We start from the raw sequence: 21,927 nt of genomic DNA, 5'->3' as shown, positions 1-21,927 counted from the left end.
CCTCCCGTACGCAGCAACGCCACAAAACCTCCCCGATCACGTTCAGGCGAATATTACAGCATATGCATGACGGGTCGGCGCTTGACCGGCTACAAGTTGTCGTAGGCGGACAGCAGTTCGCGCAGGCGCGGCATGGCCGCCGCGATCGCGTCCCAGCGGCGCGCGTCGGCCGCTTCTTCCATTTCGCCCGACAACTGGTGCAGTTCGGCCGCTTCCAGGTAGGACGAGCTGCCCTTGAAACCGTGCAGCAGGCGTCCCGCCGTGTCGGCGTCGTGCCGGGCGATGGCTTGTTCCAGCTCGGCGCGGCGGCCCGGCAGGTCGCTGGCAAAGGCGGCCCGCATGCGCGCTTTCAGGTCGCTGGCGCGCCGTCCGGCGTTGTGCGCGGCCGGCCCCGCCAGCGGCGCCGGCCCCGTGTCGACCCCGAACATGGCGTCCAGCTCCGAGGTGCTCGGCGCGCGCTCCACGCGCGGCTGCGGCATCGGCGCCAGGCTGATGCCGCGCTGGAGCTGGCGCTCGATGGCGCGACTCAGGTGATGATGCAGGGCCGCTTCGTCGATCGGCTTGGTCAGGAAGTCGTCCATGCCGCACGCGAGGTAGCGGCTGCGGTCTTCCTCGCTGGCGTTGGCGGTCAGGGCCACGATCATCAGTTCCTGGTCGCGCACCGGCGCTTCGGGCGGACCGCCGGCGCGGATCAGGCGCGTGGCCGACGCGCCGTCCATCTCGGGCATGCGCCCGTCCATCAGGATCAGGTCGTAGCGGGTACGCGCGCACGCCGCCACCGCCAGCAAGCCATTGTCGGCGATATCGACCTTGTGCCCCAGGTCTTCCAGCATCATGCGGATGATGATCTGGTTGGTCGGGAAGTCTTCCGCGCACAGCACCTTCAGGCGGTGGCTGTGCGGCTCGCGCGGCACGTGCGGCACCATCGGCGGGGCCACGCCGTCGGCCAGCGGCAGCAGCACGCTGAAGGTGCTGCCCACGCCCTCAAGGCTCTCGACGCTGATCGAGCCGCCCATCAGATCGACCAGCTGGCGGCAGATCGCCAGCCCCAAGCCGGTGCCGCCGTAGCGTCGCGTGGTGGTGCTGTCGGCCTGCTCGAACTTCTGGAACAAGCGCTCGAGCGCGTCCGGGGCGATGCCGATGCCGGTGTCGCTGACCGAGAAGCGGATGACGTTCACCCCCGCCGCGCCGCCCTCGCCCGGGGCCGCCCGTTCGACCGCCAGGCGCACCGCGCCGTCGTTGGTGAACTTGAAGGCATTGCCGACCAGGTTGACCAGCACCTGGCGCAGGCGGGTCGGGTCGCCCACCACGAAGCGCGGCAGGTCCTCGGCCAGCGCCACGTTAAAGCCCACGCTCTGGGCGGCGGCCTGCTCCTCGAACAGGCTGACCACGTTCTCGACGGCGGCGGTGAGCGCGAAATCGATGTTTTCGATGGTCAGCTTGCCCGCCTCGATCTTGGAAAAATCGAGCAGGTCGTTGATGATGGTCAGCAGCGACTGGGCGTTGGCCTGCCCGCGCAGGATCTGCTCGCGCGTGCTTTCCTGCAGGTGGCCGTCGCGCAGGGCAAACCCCAGCATGCCGATCACGCCGGCCAGCGGGGTGCGCATTTCGTGGCTCATATTGGCCAAAAATTCGGACTTCTGGCGCGTGGCGTCTTCGGCCTTTTGCTTGGCCAGGCGCAGCCGTTCATCGTTTTCCTGGAGCGCGCGGTTGGCCAGCGCCAGTTCGTCCGTGTTCAGGCGCACCTGGCGTTCCTGCTCGACCAGGCGCGCCTGGGTTTCTTCCAGCTCGCGGTAGGCGCGCGCGTTATCGAGCGCCACCGCCGCGTGCGCGGCCAGCGTCTTGAGCATGTCCAGGTGTACGCGGTGATACGCATTGACCTCCACGCTCTGCACGCACAGTACGCCCATCATGCGTTCCTTGACGATCAGGGGCACGTACATCATCGCCACCGGCAGCGAGCGCGGCGTGCCGTCCACCCGCAGCGGCGGGATCGGCACGGCGCTCTGCTCGGCGTCCAGGTAGCGCATGTATTCGACCTCGAGGTTGTTGATGAACACTTCGCGCCGGTGCTTCAGGCACCACACCGCAAACTGGTGCGGATCGTCCAGCGGGCGCGTATAAAACTGGCTGCGCACGCCCTGGTCCATCGCGAACGGAAACTCGATCACGCCCGCATCCTCGCGGTAAAAGCCGATGCCGAAGATGCGCGCATCCATCAGGTGATGCACGTGGCGGTACACCGTACTCATGATGGTTTCCATGTCGAGCGTGGCGGTCAGCTCGCGCCCGATCTCCGACAGCACCGAGATGTTGCGGTGCGCCAGCTCCACGTTCTCTTTCTGGCGCTCGACTTCTTCCTTCTGGCGTTCGGCGTCGAAGCGGCGCTGCTCGGCCTCGGCGCGCTGGTTGTCGGCGTCCAGGCGCTGCGCTTCGAGCTCGCGCTTCTGGCGCTCCAGCAGGCGGTTCTGCTGCTCGACTTCGACCGTGCGCGCGCCGACCTGGGTTTCCAGCAGATCCTTCTGGCGCCGCAGTCCCGACAGGCGCGCGCGGTAGGCCCAGTAGGCGCTGCCCAGCACCAGCAGCGCCGACAGGGTGCGGAACCACCAGGTCTTCCACAGCGGCGGCAGGATCGTGATGACCATGCTGGCGCTGTCGTCGCTCCACACGCCATCCTTGTTGGCGGCGCGCACGCGGAAGGTGTAGGTGCCCGGATCGAGGTTGGTGTAGGTGGCGAAGCGGCGGCTGGCGTCGGTGTTGACCCAGTTCTGGTCGAAGCCCTCGAGCCGGTACGAAAACAGGTTGCGCTGCGGGGCGGCGTAATGCAGGGCCGAGAACTCGAGCGAAAACACCGAATCGGCCGCGCCCAGGGTGACTGCGCGGGTCGACTCGATCGGCCCCTTGAACAGGCCGGGACGCGCCAGCGCGGCCGGCTTGTTGAAGATCTGGAAACCGGTGATGACCGGGCGCGGGGCGATCAGGTTGTCGCTGATGGCCTTGGGATTGAAGGCGGTGACGCCATTGAAGCCGCCGAAGTACATGGTGCCGTCCGGCGCGCGCAGGGCCGAGCCGTCGAAGTAGGCGCCTTCGATGGTGCCGTCGCCGGCGCTGTAGTTGCGGAAGGTGCCGGTGGCCGGATCGAAGCGCGCGATGCCGGTGTTGGTGCTCACCCACAGTTTGCCCTCGTTGTCTTCCAGGATGGCGGCAATCGCATCGTCGGCCACGCCGTCGGCCACGGTGTAGCGGCGGAAGGTCACCGCGCCGGCGGCGCCCGGGCCGATCGTCATCTTGTTCAGCCCGGCTGCGGTGCCGACCCACAGCGTGCCCTTCTTGTCTTCGTGCAGATAATGCACTTCGTCGTGACTGAGGCTGGCCGGGTTGGCCGGATCGTGGCGGAAGTGGCGGAATTTGCCGCTCGCGCGATCAAGCATGTCGAGCCCATCGAAGGTGCCGATCCACAGCTGGCCGCGCCGGTCTTCGAGCAGCGGGCGCACCACGTTGTCGGCCAGGCTGGAACTGTCGGCCGCGTCGTGGCGGTAGGTGACGACGGCGCGCGTGGCCGGGTCGAGCCGGTGCAGGCCGCCGCGCGAGGCGATCCACATCATGCCGGCGCGGTCGGACAGCATGCCGCGGATATGGTTGCCGTCCGGGTCGCCCTCGGCGAACGACTGGCGCGTGAAATTGCCGCTGGCGGCATCGAAACGCGCCACCCCCGAATGGCTGCCGATCCACAGCATGCCGTCCTGGTCGTGCGCCAGCGCGCTGGCCGGGATGCCGGCCAGGCTGTTCGGATTATCGGGATCGTGGCGGTACAGGCGCGCCTGGCCGCTCTCGGGGTCGAGCCGGTTCAAGCCGCTGTTGGCGCCGATCCACAGGTCGCCCCCGGGCGCGGCGGCGATCGCGCGCACCTTGTTGTCGGACAGGGTATCGGCAATTTCGGCGTGGCGCGCAATGCGCGCAAAGCCGCCGCTGTTCAAGTCGACCCGGCTCACGCCGGCGTACCAGGTGCCGACCCAGAAGGTGCCGACGCGGTCGCGGTACATGGCCGAAATCTGGTTGTCGGCCACACTGTGCTGGTCGCCCGGCAGGTGACGGTAGTTGGCGAAACGGCGCGTGGACGGCTGCCAGCGATACAGGCCGTCGGTATGGCTGCCGACCCACAGGTTGCGGTCCTGGTCCTGGTACAGGGTGGTGATGTAGCCCGAACGCAGTCCGTCCGGCGCGCCCAGGCGCCGCCGCTGTGCGCCAGCGCTGCCGATCTTCCAGTTTTCCAGGCCGCCCAGGCTGCCGATCCAGAGGGTCTGGTCGGCGTCGACCAGCAAGGCCTGCACCATATTGTTCTTGTGGTCCAGGCCAGGGGCCGGATGGTGCTCGAAGGCGCGCGCGCCGACCGCCAGGCTGTCCACGCCGGACGAGGTGCCGACCCAGACGCGCCCGCCGGCATCGACCGCCAGCGCGTTGACCTGGTCGTCGGCCAGGCTGCCTTCCTCGCCCGCCACGTGGTGCCACACCTTGAAGCGCCCGCTCACCATGTCGAAGTGCTGCAGGCCGTCGCTGGTGCCCAGCCACAGGCCCTGGCGGCCGTCGCCGGCGATCGCGCGCACGTGCAGGTTGCCGTTGCCGCGCTTGACCGGTTCATCCGGCGCGTAATGGATGAAGGTCTGGGTGACCGGATCGAAGCGGTCAAGCCCGCCGTCGGTGCCGATCCACAGGCGCCCGCCGTGGTCCACGTGCAGCACGCGCACCCAGTTGTTGACCAGGCTGCGCGGATTGCTGACCATATTGCGCCAGGTGGTGACACGGTAGCCGTCGAAGCGCGACAGGCCGGCCTGGCTGCCGAACCACATGAAGCCGTCGGCGTCCTGGGCCACCGCCAGCACCGATTCCTGGGCCAGCCCCTGTTCCACGCTCAGGTGCTCGAAGCGCAAGGTGCGCGCGGGTGCGGCCTGGCTGCCGGCGAAAGGCAGGCAGCACAGCACCAGGAACAGCGCACACAGGGCGCGCAGGCGGCGGATCGGGTTCAGGCAAGCACTCCTTCATCGGGCATGCCGGCGCGCAGGCGGCTCAACTGGAGCCGCACCGACTCGCTCACTTCGCCCAGCACCAGGGCCACGGTGCGGGCGTCGGGCAAGCCGCGGCGCGCGCTGTCGAGCTGCGAAGCCACGTGCCACAGGCCGAGCGTCATGCAGCCGGTATGCACCGAATCGATGCGCAGGCGGGCGTCGGCGCCCTCGCCGGCGTCGAGCAGCGCAACGATGTCGACGCGCCCGGCCAGCAACTGCTCGGCGAACGCGGCCAGGTAGGCGGCCAGCCGGTCCGGCCCGATGTTCAGGCGGCGCATGGTGGTGGCCGGGTCTTCGGCCAGTTTGTCGAGCGTGATGCGGAAGATTTTCTCCAGGTGCGCGCGCGCTTCGGCCGCGTGCAGCGGTTTGAGGATGTAGCCGACCGCGCCCAGGGTCACCGCCTGCAGCACGGTGTCGCGGTCGGAAGCCGACGACACCAGCACGAACGGCACCTGGGCCAGGTGCGGGTCGCCCTTCATGCGCTCCAACAAGGCGATGCCGGACATGCGCGGCATGCGCACATCGCAAAACACGATCACCGGATGCAGGCCCGCTGCCAGCAGGTCCCAGGCGGCGGCGCCGTCTTCGGCTTCGACCAGGTCGAAAATGCCGTACACCGACAGCAGGTCCATCAGGGCAATGCGCGAGACGACGTCGTCGTCGACAATCAGTGCTTTCATGACGTTCTCCGTGGCAGTGGGCCGCATCAACGGCTCAGGAGCCAAAAAAGGCCAGCACATCGGCGCGGCGCGCGTGCGTGTCGCGCTGGCCGAGCTGGATCAGTTCACAGGTGTAGCTCGATTCGAACAGCAGGTACGAGGCCAGCGCCGAGCCGCGCGCCTCGGTCGCGCCGATCCCCGAGAGCATGGTGCGGATCGGCGCCGGCAGGCTGGCCGTGTGGCGGCTGGCGATCACGTCGAGCCGTTCGGACGGGGCGATCACCAGCAGCTCCACCGGTTTCAACGGCATCTTGCTGCGGTACTCCTCGGGCAGCAGCGACAGGGTCAGGTTGATGCGGTTCAGGCGCTCGATGTCGACCGCCAGGCTGTCGAGGAAAATCGAGGACATGGCGTGGCCGGCGATCTGCGCCAGGCTCGGATAGCGCGCCTGGCCGGGCGTGTCGCGGTTCGGCTCGGACAGGCGACCGGCGCCCACCACCAGCACCTTCGACGCCCCCAGGTGGATCGCCGGCGAAATCGGCGCGAGCTGGCGCATCGAGCCGTCGCCGCAAAACTCGCGGTGGCTGCCCAGGTACAGCGGCACGGCCGGAAAGATGAAGGGAATCGCCGACGACGCCAGCAAATGCTCGACCCCGATCTGGTCCTGCAAGGCGATGCGCTGCATGCGCACCCACGGCGCGATGTCGGCGGCGGTCTGGTAAAAGGTGATGTGGTTGCCGGCGGTGTAGGACGAGGCGGTCACCGCCAGCGCATGCAGCAGGCCGTCGGACATGGCCGCGTCCAGGCGCGGCAGGTCGAGCATGCGGTGCAACAGGCCCACCAGCGGGGTGTTGTCCAGCAGCGAGGCGGGCGGCGCGGCGCGCCATTTGCGCAGCAGCCAGCCGAACGAGAGCAGCGAGAGCCAGCGCGCGCCCGAGCGCAGCACACCCAGCGAATCGGCGCGGTAGACCTGCTCGACGCGGAAGTTTTCCCACACGTCGAGCAGCTTTTGGACGCCCTCGCCGAAATTATCGGCGCGGCAGGCCAGGGCCACGGCGTTGATCGCGCCGGCCGAGGTGCCGCAGATGATATCGAAGGGATTGCGCGCGGGACGCCAGCCGGCCTCCCACAAAATGTGCGAGATCGCCTGCAGCACCCCCACCTGGTAGGCGGCGCGCGCGCCACCGCCGGTGAGGATCAAGCCCGTTTTTGGTTCTGTTTCCATCCGCCAAGCGTATCAGGGTCTGCCCGCCTTGCGGGAGAAACTTCGGGCTTGTACACTTTTTACAATAGCTTGACTTTCACCCTCAGTCGCCCTTGGCCACGCCTTCGCGGCGCGGATCGGCCCCGCCGAACCACCACGGTTCGCCGTGGATCAGGATGCGCTGCACGCCGTGCAGGCCGGACGTCATCTCGTAGCTGCGCAGGGTATGGCCGCGCACCTTGAGTTGCTCCTGGACGGCGGGAGAAAAACGCCCGGTTTCCAGCTCGGTCGGGCCGTTGCGGCTGCCGAAGTTCGGCAGGCTGATGGCCTGCTGCACGTTCAGGCCCCAGTCCAGGGTGCCGACCAGGGTCTTGGCCACGTAGTTGATGATGGCCGGCCCGCCGGGCGAGCCGATCGCCAGCACCAGTTTGCCGCTCTGGCGGTCGAATACGACGGTGGGCGACATGGCGCTGCGCGGGCGTTTTCCGGCCTGCACCCGGTTCGCCACCGGCCCGCTCGCGTCGACCGAATCGAAGGAAAAATCGGTGAGCTGGTTATTCAGGATGAAGCCATCGACCATCTGGCGCGACCCGAAGGCGTCTTCCACCGTGGTCGTCATCGACAGGCCGGCGCCTTTGCCGTCCACCACCACGAAGTGCGAGGTCGAGGGCGTTTCGATCGCGTTGTCCAGCCCCCACGCCACGTCCATGCCCGGCGGCGTGCCGGCACTAGCGGTGCCCATCGATTTGTCGCCGATCAGCGAGGCGCGCTGGCGCAGGTAGGCTTTGTCGATCAGGCTGGGAATGCCGCGTCCCGGCAGCGGCACGAAATCGGTGTCGGCCGCGTAGCGATTGCGGTCGGCGTAGGCCAGGCGCCCGGCTTCGGTGAACACATGCACGGCCTCAGACCCGAGCACCCCGTCAACCGGCGCGTAGGCGCGCATGTCGCGGGTTTCCAGCATGCCCAGCATCTGCGCCACGGCAATGCCGCCCGACGATGGCGGCGGCATGCCGCACACCGTGTAGGCGCGGTAGTCGCTGCACACCGGCGCGCGCACCTTGGGCTGGTAGCCGGCGATATCGGCCGCCGTCAACAGGCCGGGATTGGTCGGGTGCCCCGCCACCTTGGCCGCGATGTCTTTGGCGATGCGGCCCTTGTAGAAAGCATCGGCGCCGCCGGCGGCGATCTCGCGCAAGGTGGCCGCCAGCGCCGGGTTGCGCAGATGGTGGCCGATCGGCCAGGGCTTGCCATCCTTGTCATAGAAATAGGCGGCCGCCACCGGGTCCTTGCGCAGGTGCTGATCGAACATCAGCATGCCATTCAAGCGCTGGCTGACCGGAAAACCCTTGTCGGCCATGGCAATGGCCGGCGCGAACAGCGCCTTCCAGGGCAGCTTGCCGTGCTGGCGGTGCGCCATCTCGAGCATGCGCAGCACGCCGGGGGCGCCGACCGAACGGCCGCCCACCACGCCGGCGGTGCGCGCGAGCGGCGTGCCATCCTTGTTCTGGAACAGGTGCTCGTCGGCGGCGGCGGGCGCGGTTTCGCGGCCGTCGAAGGCTTGCACGTTCTTGCCGTCGTAGTGCATCAAAAAGGCGCCGCCGCCGATGCCGGACGATTGCGGCTCGACCAGGGTGAGCATCAACTGGGTGGCAATCGCCGCGTCGATGGCGCTGCCGCCACGGCGCAATATCTGGTAGCCGGCGTCGACCGCCAGCGGATTGGCTGCGGCGACCATGAATTTCCTGGCGGCCCAGCCGGCCTTGTCGGCATAGCCGGTGTGGATTTCGGGCGCCTCGGCCGGGCGCACGGCGCCGTCCTGGGCGAATACGGGGGCGCCGGACAACAGCAGCGCGAACGGAAGGTACTTCAAGCTGAGCATGGATTCTCCAATGAGAAACGCGCGACTCCTGCACTGGAGCCGCGCGTTCGATCCCGCTATCGTACAGTAAATGAATTACTTGGGCTGCATGCGGATCGCGCCGTCAAGACGGATGGTTTCGCCATTGAGCATGGTGTTTTCGATGATGGCGCGGGCCAGGTGCGCGTATTCGGCGGGACGGCCGAGACGCTGCGGGAACGGCACCATGTTGCCCAGCGCGCCGCGCACCTCGTCCGGCATCCCCATCAGCATCGGGGTTTCGAAAATGCCGGGGGCGATGGTCATCACGCGCACGCCGCTGCGGGCCAGGTCGCGCGCCATCGGCAAGGTCATGCCGGCCACCGCCGCCTTGGACGAGGCGTAGGCCGCCTGGCCGATCTGGCCGTCGAACGCCGCCACCGACGCGGTATTGATGATGATGCCGCGCTCGCCCGAATCGAGCGCTTCGGTCTTGCCCATGGCGTCAGCGGCCAGGCGCGCCATATTGAAGGTGCCGACCAGGTTGATGTTGACGGTGCGCTGGAACACTTCCAGCGGATGCGGGCCGTCCTTGCCCACGGTCTTGACCGCGGGGGCGACGCCGGCGCAGTTGACCAGGCCACGCAGGGTGCCCATGGCGAGCGCGGCGGCGACGACAGCCTGGCCGTCGGCCTCCAGCGTGACGTCGCACTTGACGAACTTGCCCTTCAGTTCAGCGGCCAGCGCTTCGCCCGCCTCGACCTGCACGTCGGCCAGCACTACTTTGCCGCCGGCCTCGGTGATCATGCGCGCCGTCGCCGCGCCCAGACCCGATGCGCCGCCCGTGATGATGAATACATTGTCCTGAATTTGCATGGTGTCCTCTTTCTCTTATCGGTTCTTTTGACGTTTACGTAAACGTCAAGTACCCGGATTGTAGCGAACTTTTCGCGCAAAACACCAGTCGCGCCGCATTAAAAGCACTGAACCACAACGCCATTGTTGGTGCAGGAGCGTCCTTGCGGACCGATCACGCTGTTGCCGGCGGCGCCGTTGTAGCGGACCCCATTCACATCGGTGCAGCCGCCGGCGTCGCAGCCGCTGATGACGGCCGGCGGCGGCGCGATGGCCGGCGGCGCCAGCGTCGACGGCAGCGGCCGGGGGCCCGGCGGCAGCGCCGGCGGCGCATCCAGGCGCGGGCCGTGGGCGGGCATGCCGTCGACGATCTGGCGCACGGCGCGTCGCTTGGGCGGCGCAGGCCTGGGCAGCGCGCTCTTGCCCGGGTGAGCCTTGATCCGGGCCGCGGGCGAGAGCGGCGCGACATCTTTCTGCGCCACCGCGTCGCCGGCGGCCAGGAATGCCGCCAGCAGCACGGCAATTTTCAGCATAAACATGATGTCACCTCGCATGAGGTTCATTGATGCGGCCAGACTACCATTTTTGACAGGATCATGGCGCCCGCCGGGCGTGCCGGCGCCGGCACGCTTTATGTATATCGAAGCAATATTTATTATTGACCAGTAGTGTTATTAAGACGATAATTGACGGTTCCCTTCCGACCGCACAACCGGCATACCACACATGAATATCCTCAGCGCCAGCCAGCTCGACGCCTACCTCGACCAGACCGAAGCCGCCCTCGAACAGCAGGTGGAGGCCGAGCTCGACCCGGAATTGATCGGCGCCGGCCTGAAAACCGCGCTCGAGAGCCAGCACTTCCATGCCGACACCATGGGTGGCGTGCGCCGCCTGTTCCGCTTGTGGATACGCGCGCGCGACCCGGCGGCCGGCCTGCGCCTGCTCGACGGCGACGGCCGCGCGGTGCTGGCCGCCCTGCCGGGCGCCGAACGGCCCGCATGGCAGGTCAGCGCGGCCATCTGGCGCGTGGAAGCGCGGATCGCGCAGGGCGATCGCGGCGCCGTCCAGGCCGCCTTCGAGGATGTGCTGGCGCTGCTGGTATCGTTGCCGGAATCGCTAGCATACGACCGCGCCTGGGCATACCTGGAAGAGGAAAGCGCGGGCTTCGGCGTACACGCCGTCACGCGCCGCTGCGCCGAAGCGCGCAACGCCTTGCAGCGCGCCGACCCGGAGCGCGCGGCTTACCGCGCCTGGGACGATGCGCAACTGGCCATCCGCCAGTCGCACAGCTTCGCGCTGGAAGGCGACGCGACCTTGGCGCGGCAGGCCGGCGAACGCGCCATCGGCATCCTGGCCGGGGCCGCGCCGGACCAGGATATCGACCATCACGACTGGCTGCGCGCCGGCAATGCGCTGGTGGGGGTCCTGCCCGACGCGGTCGCGGGCATCGTGGCGCAGGTGCGCGCGCGCATCCCGGCGGCGACCGTGTTTTTCCCGCGCCGCAATATCGATGTGCGCATCGCGCGCCTGGAAGCGCGCGCCCTGCACCAGCAAGGCGCGCTCGACCAGGCGCTGGCCAGGCTGGAACTGGGGCGTGTCACCCTGCTCGACGATGAGGGCGATCACATCGGCGCCCTCATGCTCGACTGGCTGCTGGAAGCGGGGCGGCACGACGTGGCGGCGCGCCTGGCCTTCGAATCGGTCTTGTACGAGCGCCGGATATCAGCGCCGCATGCGGCAGGCGCGGCGCTGCGCGCCGCCGCCGACGGCACGCCGCACCAGCCATACTGGCATCTGGCACTGGCCTGCGCCGCCATGTCCGACGCCACCAGCGGGGTGCGCGGCAACGAAGACCAGGGCGGCTACATCGGCCGCCATCTGGCGCTGGCACGCGCCGGGGGCGGCGCGCCCCCCGCCGCCGACGCGGTCGAAGCACTGTGGCTGATCGCATCGGCGCAAGACTACCCGCGCGCCTTGCCCTTGCTGGAATCGGCGGCGCGCGACCCGTCGCTGATGCAGTCGAGCGTCGTCTTCAAGCTCATCGTGGCGCGCATCCGCGTGCATGGCGTCCAGGCCGCGCTGGCCATGCCGTTCGTGCCGGCGTCGAACGGCCTGTCCTGCTACAACATCGGCGTGATGCTCGGCTCCGAGCTCGACGATGCGCTGCCCGAGGACCTGACGGTACCGCAACAACAGGCGAAGGCGCTCGGCGCGCGCTACTACCAGGCCGGCCTGGCATGCTTCGAAGCGTTTGTCGCCAGCGGCCAAGGCCATCCGGGCGACGGGGACGCGCACGTCTACTCGATGTTGTGCAATAACCTGGCGATCCACTACCGCTACCACAAATCCGATGCCGCCGCGGCGCTGGCCCTGCACCACAAAGGCATCGCCGCCAGCCCGTTTTCGGAACACTTCGAGGGCGTGATGCGCAGCCACCAGAAGCTCGGCAACGACAGCGCCGTGGTCGACAGCGCCGAGCATCTGTGGCACTTCTCGGCGGACCACGGCTACAGCCGGCACGATCCGACCGACTACGTGGACGATGCCGCCGCCGCCCTGCACCGGCTCGGGCGCGACACCGACATCGCCATCTGGCTGCAGCGCCTGGACGACTGGTGGGCCGGCGTCGGCCAGGACGAGCGCGCGGACAACCAGAACAACTACACGCGCGCGCTGGTCTCGGTGCTGTACTACATGGCGCAGACGCAGCCGGACGACGCCGTGCTGCGCCTGGAAAGCGTGCTGCCGTCGGTGCCTGGCGCCGGCTCGCCCTACACCAGCCGCATCGCGGCCGACACGCTGCGCAGCCTGGGCCAGTTCGAACGCTCGCAAGCGATGTACCGGGATGGCCTGCGCTACATCAAGTCGGGCGACGACTGGCATGAGTCGCAGCGCGCGGCGATCCTCCAGAACCTCGAAGAATGCAAGCGCCTGCAACGCGAGGCCAAGCCCTGGTGGAAGCTCTGGTAAGCTGACACATGACCATTCTCAGCGCCACCGGGCTCGACGCCTACCTCGACCAGACCGAAGCCGCCCTCGAACAGCAGGCCAGGGCCGGACCCGGCCCGGAACTGATCGACGCGGGCCTCAAGAGCGCCATGCGGCGCCAGCGCTTGCGCGCCGACAGCATGGGCAGCGTCCACCGCCTGTTCCAGCTGTGGCTGCGCGCGCGCAACCCGCTTGCCGGACTGCGCCTGCTTGAAGGCGACGGGCGCGATGTGGTCGCCGCGATGCCGCAGGCCGAACAGGCGCAATGGCATATCAGCCTGGCCATGTGGGGCATCGATGCGCACATCGCGCAGGGTGACGCCGCCGCCCTGCACGCGGCGCTCGACGCCGCCGTGACCTTGCTGGCGTCACTGCCGGACTCGCCGAATCACGTCAGCGCCTGGGCACATCTCGACGAGAAAATACGGGAAGCGGGCGCGTACGCGCTGGTGCGCCGCAGTGCCGAGGCCTGGCACGCCCGCGTCGCCGCCGACCCCACACGGGCTACCCAGCACGCCTGGAACGACGCCAGGCTTGCACGGCGCCAGGCCGTCAGCTTCTGGCACGAAGGCGGCCAGGCGCGCGCCAGGCTGGCCGCGCGGCGCGCCATCGACAGCCGCGCCGGCGCCGACCAGCATATCGACCACGATGAATGGATCCGGCTCGGCTACCTGCTCGCAGAGATCGTACCGGACGCCGTCGCCGGCATCGTGGCGCAGGCGCGCGCGCGCATTCCGGCAGACAGTGGGGTGTTCAGGCTGCGCGAGATCGACGTGCTCATCGCGCGCCTCGACGCACTGGGCCTGCACCACCTGGGCCAGTTCGCCCAGGCGCTTGCCAGGATGCGGCTGGGACGGATCGTCCTGGCCGAGGACACGGATGACCGTTGCAACGCCGCCCTGCTCGACTGGCTGCAGAAGGCGCAACGCCGATATCGCCATCTGGCTGCAGCGGCTCGACGAGTGGTGGGCCCGCCTGGACCACAAGCAGCGCTCCACGCATCAGCAGACCTGCATGGGGGCCCTGGTATCGGTGCTCTCTTTCATGGCGCATACGCAGCCGGGCGACGCCATGCTGCGCCTTGACCCCATGCTGCCGGCAGTGGCGGCGGCCTGTCCGATCATGTGCGGCACAGCGGCGCATGCCCTGCGCAGCGCCGGCCAGCTCGCGCGCGCCGAACCGCTGTACCTGGAGGCGCTCGCTCACGTGGTCGCGGGCAATGCCTGGCACGAAGCGCAGCGCGCGTCGATCCTCGCGGGACTCGACCAGTGCCGGCGCCCGGACGGCCAGGCCAAGCCCTGGTGGAAGGTGTGGTGATGGCGACGCCCCAATCGAAAACCAGCGCCTACGGCGCGCGCGACGTGGTCAACGCCCCGGCGCTCAAAGACGCCATCGCCCGACGCAGCGCGCAGCGCGGCGATACGCCCGAGGTGGCCGAGTGGCTGGCCAATCACTTCTTCCGCTACGCGGTCGGCAATCTGGAGGCGCCCGAACCGGCGCTGGCGCGCATCGCTTCAAGCGAGCAGGCGCGCGCCCTGTTCGCACCGGCCGCCGTGCCCCAATGGGTGACGGCGCGCCTGGGCAAGGACGCGGGCGAGGCCATGTGGTGGCTCGCGCCCGACGGCCCCGAGCTGCTTGCGATGGAAGCGAAGCTGGTCGAATTTTTGGGTGCGCGCCAGGGCACCGCGCTCGAGGGCAAGCTACAGCGCGTCAACTGCCGCCAGGCCTTGGCGCTGTGGAGCGCCGAACACGCCGCGTTCGAAGCGAAGAGCGCGGCCGGCTGGCGCGAACACCAGCCGGCCGCGGTGGCCACGCGCTGGCAGGGCGAAGCCGGCAGCGTGGTCGAGCTGCTGCCATCGAGCCCGCAGTTGCGCGAAGAGATGGCCTTCGAAAGCCAGGTGATGCGCCACTGCCTGGGCCAGTTCAGCGACCGGCGCAGCCTGCGCGGCGGCTACGGCGAACACTACGCGGCGGCCTGCGAAGCGGGCCAGATGCGCCTGTTCAGCTACCGCAGCGGCAACGGCCATGCGCATATCACCATCAGCGCCCACGTCGTCGATGACGGCCGCCTGCGCTTCGACCAGATCAAGGGCAAGCTCAATCGGCCGCCGGTGGAGCGTTTCCACGGCGAGCTGCTGGCGTTTTTGCGTGGTGTCGACAGCGACATCCATACGCCGCCGGACGCGCTCTCGATGGGCATGGTGCGCCTGCCCTCGGGCTGGGCGATGGTGGACGATGCGCGCGACGAGGCCGACCAGTTGTTCGTCGCCCAGCACTTCCCCGCCCTGTTCCCGCGCCTGGCGGCGCCGTCGGTGCTGGCCCAGTGGATCGCCGCCGCGCGCGCGCCCGAGCAATTGCAGGGTCTCGCGCTGCACCCGGGCGTGGCGCACGCGCTCAGGAGCGCGCGATGATCACGCTGGCCTTCGTTGCCCTGTTCGGGTGGGCGATCTACGCCGGGATCGCACACCTGTTTACAAGCCGCCCGCCCAAAAAACCGGGCAGCGTCAAGCTGCGCTACAAGTTCGACGCGCGCCAGAACCGCGCGCTGGCGCTGGCGCACCCGATTGCGCAGGCGCGCGACATGGCCGCCTACGCCAACCCGAAAGCGCCGGCGCCCACGCCGCAGCAGGCGCAAGTACTGCGCGCCAGCCTGCTGCACATCCTCGGCCTGCGCGCCAACATCGACGACGCCACGATCCGCGCCGCGCTGCCCGACCTGCTGCGGCGGCAGTGGTTCCGCATCGATCTCGATCGCCTGCGCCTCGATGACGATCCGCGCGCGGCGATGGCGTTCGCCTCGGCACGGGTGGCCTTTGCGGTGCGCAGCGCAACCTTGCTCGGCTGGCTCGACCCGGCGCTGCAATGGGAAGTGCTGTACCAGAACGCGCAGCGCGCCAGCGATTGCTTCGGCAGCTGGCAGGAGTTCGGCGTCGCACTCGCGCGCGGGCGCCAGCAATGGATCGCCGGCGCGCGCGCCGACAGTCTCGGCGTGGCATTCGACGAGGCCAAACTCGCGCAGTGGCTGGGCTCGCGCAGCCACCCGTGGCGCCGCATGCCTTGGCACGGCCCGGTGCTGTTCGAGGCGCCGGCCACGCCATGACCATCTATTACAATCCGATGAAATGCACCGGCTGCGCGCAGGAGTTTGCGTTTCCGCCGCTCGCGCGCTCGTACACCGATTTGCCGGAGGCCGGGGGGCGTTCCACCATCCATTTCAGCGAGATGCTGCTGCTGCCCGCCTGGTGTCACGACTGCAATAGCGCGTCCTGGATCGAGCGCATTCCCAGTCGACGCGAGTTCGATACGGCCGCCAGCTTGCGGCGCAGGGCCAATCGCAGCGGCTCCCTGGGCATCGAGGACGACTTGCTGGACATCGAAGAAGACGATTTCCGCTGGCTTTACCATAAGCTCTCCAATCGCAAAACACCACCCCGATGCCTGGTATGCGCAAGCACCCGGTTTACGCCGATCGACCCGAATCAATGGCAAACGCCGATCGTGCACGACGCCTGTTGGGACAGCCCGATTGAATTTCAGGGCTTTCCGATCGGCAGCGGCTGGCATTCCGGGCGCTCCCACGTATATCGATTTCACAATGCGGAGGGTGATTTCGCATGGGCCGAACTGTGGACCCTGAACTCTCGCATGGCAGCGCTTTACGCCATGCTTCACGCCAGGCGGCAGGATCCCGATCATGCCACGCTCGCTGCAGCCATCGATCTGATCATCAACCGGGCAATCGACAAAGCACTCGCCGTGCTGACGCCCCTGGCTGCGGCACACAGCGCTGCCGCGCTCGGACTTCTGGGCGCGCTGCATTACCTCGGCCAAGGCGTGCAACACAGCGGCAACGAGGCCGTCATTTTGCTGGAAAAAGCCAAAGTCCTCGGCGACGCCTGCGCGGCGCACAACCTGGCGTCGGTGTACGCCACCGGTGCGCCGGGCGTCGCCAAAGACATCGCGCGCGCCCGCCAGTTGTTCGCCGAAGCCCGCGCAATGGGCGGGCAGTACGAGCGCGACGACTTCTATGCGCAGGACGATTTTACCGTGGCGAACGGTGCCTTTTATCATCCAATCTGATGTCGATACCATGAGCAGTCATCCCGATGCCATCAGCGCCAGCCGTCTGGACGCTTTCCTGGACCAGGCCGAAGCCGCGCTCGCGCAGCAGCAGGAAGCCGGGATCGATCCCGCGCTGATCCGCGCCAGCCTCAAGTCCATGATGGACGCGGGGCGCTACCGCGCCGACACGCTGTCCAACGTACGCCGCCTGTACAGCCTGTGGCTGGGCGCGGGCGAACCGCTCGCGGCCCTGCGCGTGATCGACACCGATGGCGTCCAGCTGGCCGAAGCGCTGCCCGAGGACGAACGTGGCAGATGGCCGCTGAACCTGGCTTTCTTTCGCATGGAGCCGCTGCACGCGCTGGGCGAGCATGCCGCGTTTTGCGCCGGCCTGGAAGCCGCGTATGCGCTGCTGTCCGCCCTGCCCGCCGGCCTGCAGTACGAACAGGCCTGGGGACAGCTGGCCGACCAAAGCGTGGACGCCGGCGCATACGAGCTGGCGCGCCGCTGCGCGCTGGGACGTCATGCGCTGGCGCGGGCCAACCCGGCACGTGCGCGCTTGCAGGCCTGGGACGACACGCTGCTGGCCATCAGCACCGCGCACAGCTTCACGCTGGAAGGTCGTGAGGAGGAGGCCAGGCAGTTCGGTACGCGCGCCATCGAGGTCCTGGCCAGCGCCGGCGCCGACCAGGAGATCGCTCATGGTGATTGGCTAAGCCTCGGTCACTCACTGGTCGAGATCGTACCCGAGGCGATCGACGCCATCGTGCGCCAGGCGCGCGCGCGCATTCCCGCTGACCTGGTGATGTTCGCCCGGCGCGACATCGATGTGCGCGTCGCCCGGCTCGAAGCACTGGCACTGCGGCGCCAGGGTGCGCTAGCGCAGGCGCTCGACAAGATGGCCCTGGCGCGCACCGTCATCACGGGCGACAAGGACGACCGCTACAGCGGCCTCATGCTCGAATGGCTGTTCGAGGCGGGCCGCCACGCCGACGCCGCCAGGCTCGCTTTCGATATCGTCTACCATGAACTAGAGAGCACCGGGACGCACGCCCTGGGCGCGACCAGGCAGGCGCTCGCCGAAGGCCTGGACGGCCAGCCTTACTGGCAGCTTGCGCTGGCCTGCGCCGGCATGACCGAGGCCGGCGCCGGCGTGCGCGAAGGCGAGGACGAGGCCCCGTATGTGGGCCGCCAGCTGGCGCTGGCGCGCGCGCTCGCACCGGCGCATCCGGCCATCGACGCGGTCGAAGGCTTGTACCTGCTCAAAGCGGCGGGCGACTCCCGGCGCGCCGTGCCGCTGCTGGAAGCGGCTGTGCGCGACGCCTCGCTGGCGAAATTGGATCTGGTGGTCAAGCTGTCGCTGGCGCGCATCCACCTGCACGGCGCGCTGGCCGCGCTGGCGATGCCGTTCGTGCCGGCGGCGGGCGCGCACGCCTGCTACGAGACCGGCGTGCATCTCGAGAGCCTGTTCGGCGAACATCTGCAGGGACAGGTACACAATCCCAAGGAAGCGGCGGCGGCGTTTGCCGCCCGCTACTACAACCTGGGACTGGCGCGCTTCGACGCCTACCTCGCCGGCGCCACCGGCCATAGCGGCGATGGCTTCGCGCCCGCCTGTGCAATGCTGTGCAATAACCTGGCCGTTTACTACCGCGACAACCTGGGCGACACTGCGGGCGCGCTCGCGCTGCATTACAAAGGGATTGACGCCAGTGCGCTGCCGCACCACTACGACGGCATCCTGAGCTGCCACCGGATGGACCGCAACGATGCGGGCGTCGTCGACAGCGCCGAGATGCTGTGGCACAGCGCGGCCGAGAATGGCGACACCCAGCACCACCCGGCCATGTACGTGGGCGCTGTCTGCGCGGCCCTGCACCGCCTGGGGCGCGAGGCCGATATTCCCATCTGGCTCGAGCGGCTGGAACAATGGTGGCGCGATGCGCACGCGCAGACCCGCGCCATGCTCGAAAAAGCCTACCTGGGCACGCTGGTCGAGGTATTGTCGTCGATGATGCATACGCAACCGGCAGACGCCTTGCCGCGCCTGGACGCCTTGCTGCCGGCGGTACGGGCGGCCGCCGTGGCCGGCACCAGCCGGATTGCGGCGCACGCGCTGCACACCGCCGGCCAGCCCGAACGCGCGCACGCGCTGTACATGGAGGCGCTGGACCAGCTCGCGGCAAGTGAAGCACGCCACACGGCGAGCGGCACGATGGCGCAGTTCGAACGCTTCCAGGCCAATCTGTCGCGCACGGCGCACCATATCCGGCCGGGCCTGACGTGGCATGCTTCGCTGCGTGCGGACATCGTTGACGGCATCGCCACATGCGCCAGCGCGGCGGCCACCGCGCGGCCGTGGTGGAAGCGCTGGTGACGATGGCGCCGACCGTGCGCTCGCTCGAAGCGGCCGCCGATGCGCTCACGCGCACGCCGCAGTACCGCGACGTGGACGAGCGCTGGCAGCGCCTGATCGACCAGGGCGGCGAGGCTGGCGCGTTCGCACTCCAGCGCCGCTGCCTGGACGCGCAGTACGCGCTGCGCCTGGCCGATCCGCAACGCGCCCAATTTCGCGCCTGGGACGGCGCGCAGCTGGCCATCCTGCGCGGACGCAGTTATCTGCGCGAGGGCGACAGCGGGCAGGCCCAGGCCGAAGGGATGGCGGCGCTGCGCCAGATGCTCGACGACGGCGGCGCGCTGGCATGGAACGATTGCCTGACGCTGGCGCGCGACCTGGCGCGCCTGGCGCCGGAGTGCATGGATGTCGTGGCGGCGCATATCCGCGCGCTGCGGCCGGCCGGCATGGCGCCAGCGAACCGGCGCGATCTCGAGATCCGCATCGCGCGGCTCGAAGCGAATGCGCAATTCCGGCTCGGCCGGCTCGAGCTTGCCATCGCCTGGGCACAACAAGGCCGCTACGGCACCTACACCGACAACGACGACAGTAGCAACGCCGTGCTGCTCGACTGGCTGATGGACGCCGGCCGCACCGACGAGGCGGCGGCGCTGGCGTTCGAGTCGGTCTTCAACGAGCGCCCGGCCTCGTCCGTGCGCGGCCGCTCGCTGGCGCAGGAGCAGGTCGACCTGGGGAGTTCGCCCAGCCCGTACTGGCCGCTGAGCCTGGCCTATGCCGCCGGCCGCGACGCGCCGTCGGCCGCACATGCCGCGTACCTGCAACTGGCGCGCGAGCGCGCGCCAGGCCACCCGGCCATCGACGCGGTGCAGGGCCTGCACCTGTTCGCGCAAGAGGACGCGGCGCGCGCCCTGCCCCTGCTGGAAGCGGCGGTGCGCGATCCGGCCCTGGCCAATTCGGATGTGGTGCCGAAGCTGTGGCTGTGCCGCATGCGCGTGCATGGCGCGGCGCAGGCGCTGGCCCTGCCCTTCATCGATTCGCCCAGCGCCGGCTGGTGCTGCGGCATCGCCATGCAGCTGACGCAAGAGACGCAACAGCAGTTGCCGGCGCACGAACCCTGGCCGCATGATGTGGTCGCGGCGCTGGCCACGCGCTACGACGAACAGGCGCTGGTGCAGTTCGAGCGTTTTTTCGGGACCGGCGCCGGCATGTTCCGCGACGCCGACATCCGTCTTTACGCCATCCTGTGCTGCAAGCTGGCGAACCGGTACCGCGCGCTGGACCCGCTTGACGCGCGCATCCCGCTGCTGCACGAAAAAGGCCTGGCGGTGATCCCGTTCGGGGAGCAGCATGAAGGCCTGCTGCAATACCATCTCGACGCCGCCGACGGCGCCGGCATCGTCGACGCCGCGCAGCGCCTGTGGGACTTTGCGGGCAGCCATCCCTCGCTTGACCGGCCGGCCGGCTACCTCGGGCGCGTGGCCGACGCCCTGCGCGCGCTTGGCCGCGACGACGAAGCCGGGCGCTGGCGCGCGCGCCTGGAGTAAGCGCTTGGTCAGTTTCCTGCGGTACTATTCACGCATAAAAAGGAGACAAGCATGCAAACCCCGCACCAGCTTTACCAGCAAAAGCTCACCACGCCCCTTGATGCCCTGCGCCTCGTGCGCGACGGCGACATGATCGTCGTGCCGACCGGCGTGGGCGAACCGCCCGCCCTGCTGACCGCCTTGTCGAGCCAGCGCCAGCAATTTTCCGACGTAAAAGTGGCGCAGATCCTGGCCATGCGCACATTCGGCTACTTCGACCAGGATACGGCGCATCACGTGCGCCACGCCTCGCTGTTTTTCGGCGGCGCCTCGCGCGCGTCCGGCCAGGGCGGCTGGTGCGACTTCATCCCGAATTACTTTTCCGAGCTGCCCGGCCTGTTCGAGCAGGGCCTCACGCCGGCCGACGTGGTCTTCGCCATGGCCTCGCCGATGAATGAACATGGCTTCTTTTCACTGAGCCTGGCGGTCGACTACACAATGGCGGCCATCGCCAAGGCGCGCGCGATCGTCCTCGAAGTCAATCCCAACGTGCCGTTCGCGCACGGCCAGTGCCACGTGCATGTGTCGCAGGTGACGGCGCTGGTCGAAAGCATTGATCCGATCCTGGAAGTGGGTTTGCCGAAGATCGGCGCAGTGCAGGAAGCGATCGGCAAGTACGTGGCCGACATGATCGACGACGGCGCGACCCTGCAGATCGGCTACGGCGGCATTCCGGACGCGGTGGTGATGCAGCTGACCTCCAAGCACGACCTGGGCATCCACACCGAAATGATCGGCGACGGCATCCTGACCCTGATCGAAGCGGGCGCGGTCACCAACCGCAAGAAGACGTTCATGCCGGGCAAAATGGTGGCGACCTTCGCGCTCGGCTCGCAGAAGCTGTACAAATTCTTGCATCACAATCCGATGATCGAGATGCATCCGTCGAACTTCACCAACGACCCGTACCTGGCAGCGCAAAACGACAATCTGATGACCATCAATGCGACCTTGCAGATCGACCTGCTGGGCCAGTGCGGCTCGGAGAGCATCGCCCACCTGCCCTATTCCGGCACCGGCGGCCAGGTCGACTTCGTGCGCGCCGGGAACCGTTCGCGCGGCGGCAAGTCGTTCATCGTGCTGCCCTCGACGGCCAGGGACAACACGATTTCGCGCATCGTCTCCACGCTCACGCCCGGCACGCACGCCACCACCAGCAAGAACGACATCAATTATGTGGTGACCGAGTATGGCGTGGCGCAGTTGCGCGGCAAGTCGGCCAAGCAGCGCGCGCACGCGCTCATTGCGATCGCCCATCCGGACTTCCGCGCGTCGCTGCGCGCGGAAGCGAACCGGATGTGCGTGCTGTAGGCAGGC

General features: G+C 68.5%; 15 protein-coding genes. 9 read left to right on the top strand and 6 right to left on the bottom strand.

Annotated elements, in window-relative coordinates; genetic code table 11:
• Positions 1–89 precede the first annotated feature (89 nt).
• The 6 genes from F1735_RS05340 to F1735_RS05315 form a co-directional block, all read right to left on the bottom strand.
• A complete protein-coding gene (locus tag F1735_RS05340; RefSeq protein ID WP_373888475.1) occupies positions 90–4,979 on the bottom strand; it encodes a two-component regulator propeller domain-containing protein in 4,890 nt (1,629 codons plus the stop codon).
• A 41-nt stretch (positions 4,980–5,020) separates the two neighbouring features.
• A complete protein-coding gene (locus F1735_RS05335; RefSeq protein ID WP_167235960.1) occupies positions 5,021–5,743 on the bottom strand; it encodes a response regulator in 723 nt (240 codons plus the stop codon).
• Between the two features lie 34 nt (positions 5,744–5,777).
• On the bottom strand, positions 5,778–6,947 hold the full coding sequence (locus F1735_RS05330; protein WP_167235959.1) for a patatin-like phospholipase family protein: 1,170 nt from the start codon (positions 6,945–6,947) through the stop codon (positions 5,778–5,780).
• Positions 6,948–7,029: 82 nt separating this feature from the next.
• Positions 7,030–8,805, bottom strand: coding sequence for a gamma-glutamyltransferase (ggt, locus tag F1735_RS05325; protein ID WP_167235958.1), 1,776 nt, complete (start codon positions 8,803–8,805; stop codon positions 7,030–7,032).
• A 75-nt stretch (positions 8,806–8,880) separates the two neighbouring features.
• Positions 8,881–9,639 carry a 3-hydroxyacyl-CoA dehydrogenase gene (locus tag F1735_RS05320; protein WP_167235957.1) on the bottom strand — a complete coding sequence of 253 codons (759 nt, stop codon included), beginning with the start codon at positions 9,637–9,639 and terminating at the stop codon, positions 8,881–8,883.
• 98 nt (positions 9,640–9,737) lie between these two features.
• Positions 9,738–10,157, bottom strand: coding sequence for a hypothetical protein (locus F1735_RS05315; RefSeq protein WP_167235956.1), 420 nt, complete (start codon positions 10,155–10,157; stop codon positions 9,738–9,740).
• 187 nt (positions 10,158–10,344) lie between these two features.
• Between F1735_RS05315 and F1735_RS05310 the strand changes: the two genes are divergently transcribed.
• The 9 genes from F1735_RS05310 to F1735_RS05270 are packed head-to-tail and all read left to right on the top strand — an operon-like array spanning position 10,345 to position 21,921.
• A complete protein-coding gene (locus F1735_RS05310) occupies positions 10,345–12,591 on the top strand; it encodes a hypothetical protein (protein WP_167235955.1) in 2,247 nt (748 codons plus the stop codon).
• Positions 12,592–12,599: 8 nt separating this feature from the next.
• On the top strand, positions 12,600–13,694 hold the full coding sequence (locus F1735_RS05305; protein WP_167235954.1) for a hypothetical protein: 1,095 nt from the start codon (positions 12,600–12,602) through the stop codon (positions 13,692–13,694).
• Positions 13,681–13,926 (top strand): hypothetical protein, encoded by a 246-nt coding sequence (locus tag F1735_RS05300; protein WP_167235953.1) that lies wholly within the window; start codon positions 13,681–13,683, stop codon positions 13,924–13,926. The genes F1735_RS05305 and F1735_RS05300 overlap by 14 nt, the downstream gene beginning before the upstream one ends.
• A complete protein-coding gene (locus F1735_RS05295) occupies positions 13,926–15,020 on the top strand; it encodes a hypothetical protein (RefSeq protein ID WP_167235952.1) in 1,095 nt (364 codons plus the stop codon). The genes F1735_RS05300 and F1735_RS05295 overlap by 1 nt, the downstream gene beginning before the upstream one ends.
• Complete coding sequence (locus F1735_RS05290; protein ID WP_167235951.1) at positions 15,017–15,709, top strand: DUF1266 domain-containing protein; 693 nt, start codon at positions 15,017–15,019, stop codon at positions 15,707–15,709. Before F1735_RS05295 ends, F1735_RS05290 begins: the two co-directional genes overlap by 4 nt.
• Complete coding sequence (locus tag F1735_RS05285; RefSeq protein ID WP_167235950.1) at positions 15,706–16,689, top strand: hypothetical protein; 984 nt, start codon at positions 15,706–15,708, stop codon at positions 16,687–16,689. The genes F1735_RS05290 and F1735_RS05285 overlap by 4 nt, the downstream gene beginning before the upstream one ends.
• A 10-nt stretch (positions 16,690–16,699) precedes the next feature.
• The gene (locus tag F1735_RS05280; protein WP_167235949.1) at positions 16,700–19,048 is read left to right on the top strand and encodes a hypothetical protein; all 2,349 of its coding nucleotides are present in this window, start codon (positions 16,700–16,702) and stop codon (positions 19,046–19,048) included.
• Positions 19,000–20,571, top strand: a complete 1,572-nt coding sequence (locus F1735_RS05275; RefSeq protein ID WP_167235948.1) for a hypothetical protein — start codon at positions 19,000–19,002, stop codon at positions 20,569–20,571. Before F1735_RS05280 ends, F1735_RS05275 begins: the two co-directional genes overlap by 49 nt.
• 51 nt (positions 20,572–20,622) lie before the next feature.
• Complete coding sequence (locus F1735_RS05270) at positions 20,623–21,921, top strand: acetyl-CoA hydrolase/transferase family protein (protein WP_167235947.1); 1,299 nt, start codon at positions 20,623–20,625, stop codon at positions 21,919–21,921.
• Positions 21,922–21,927 lie beyond the last annotated feature (6 nt).

Origin of the sequence: Massilia genomosp. 1, assembly GCF_011682185.1 — a bacterium.
GTDB lineage: Bacteria > Pseudomonadota > Gammaproteobacteria > Burkholderiales > Burkholderiaceae_D > Telluria_A > Telluria_A rubra.
The sequence above is the reverse complement of the archived record's forward strand: the minus strand, read 5'-3'. Positions and strand labels throughout refer to the sequence as shown.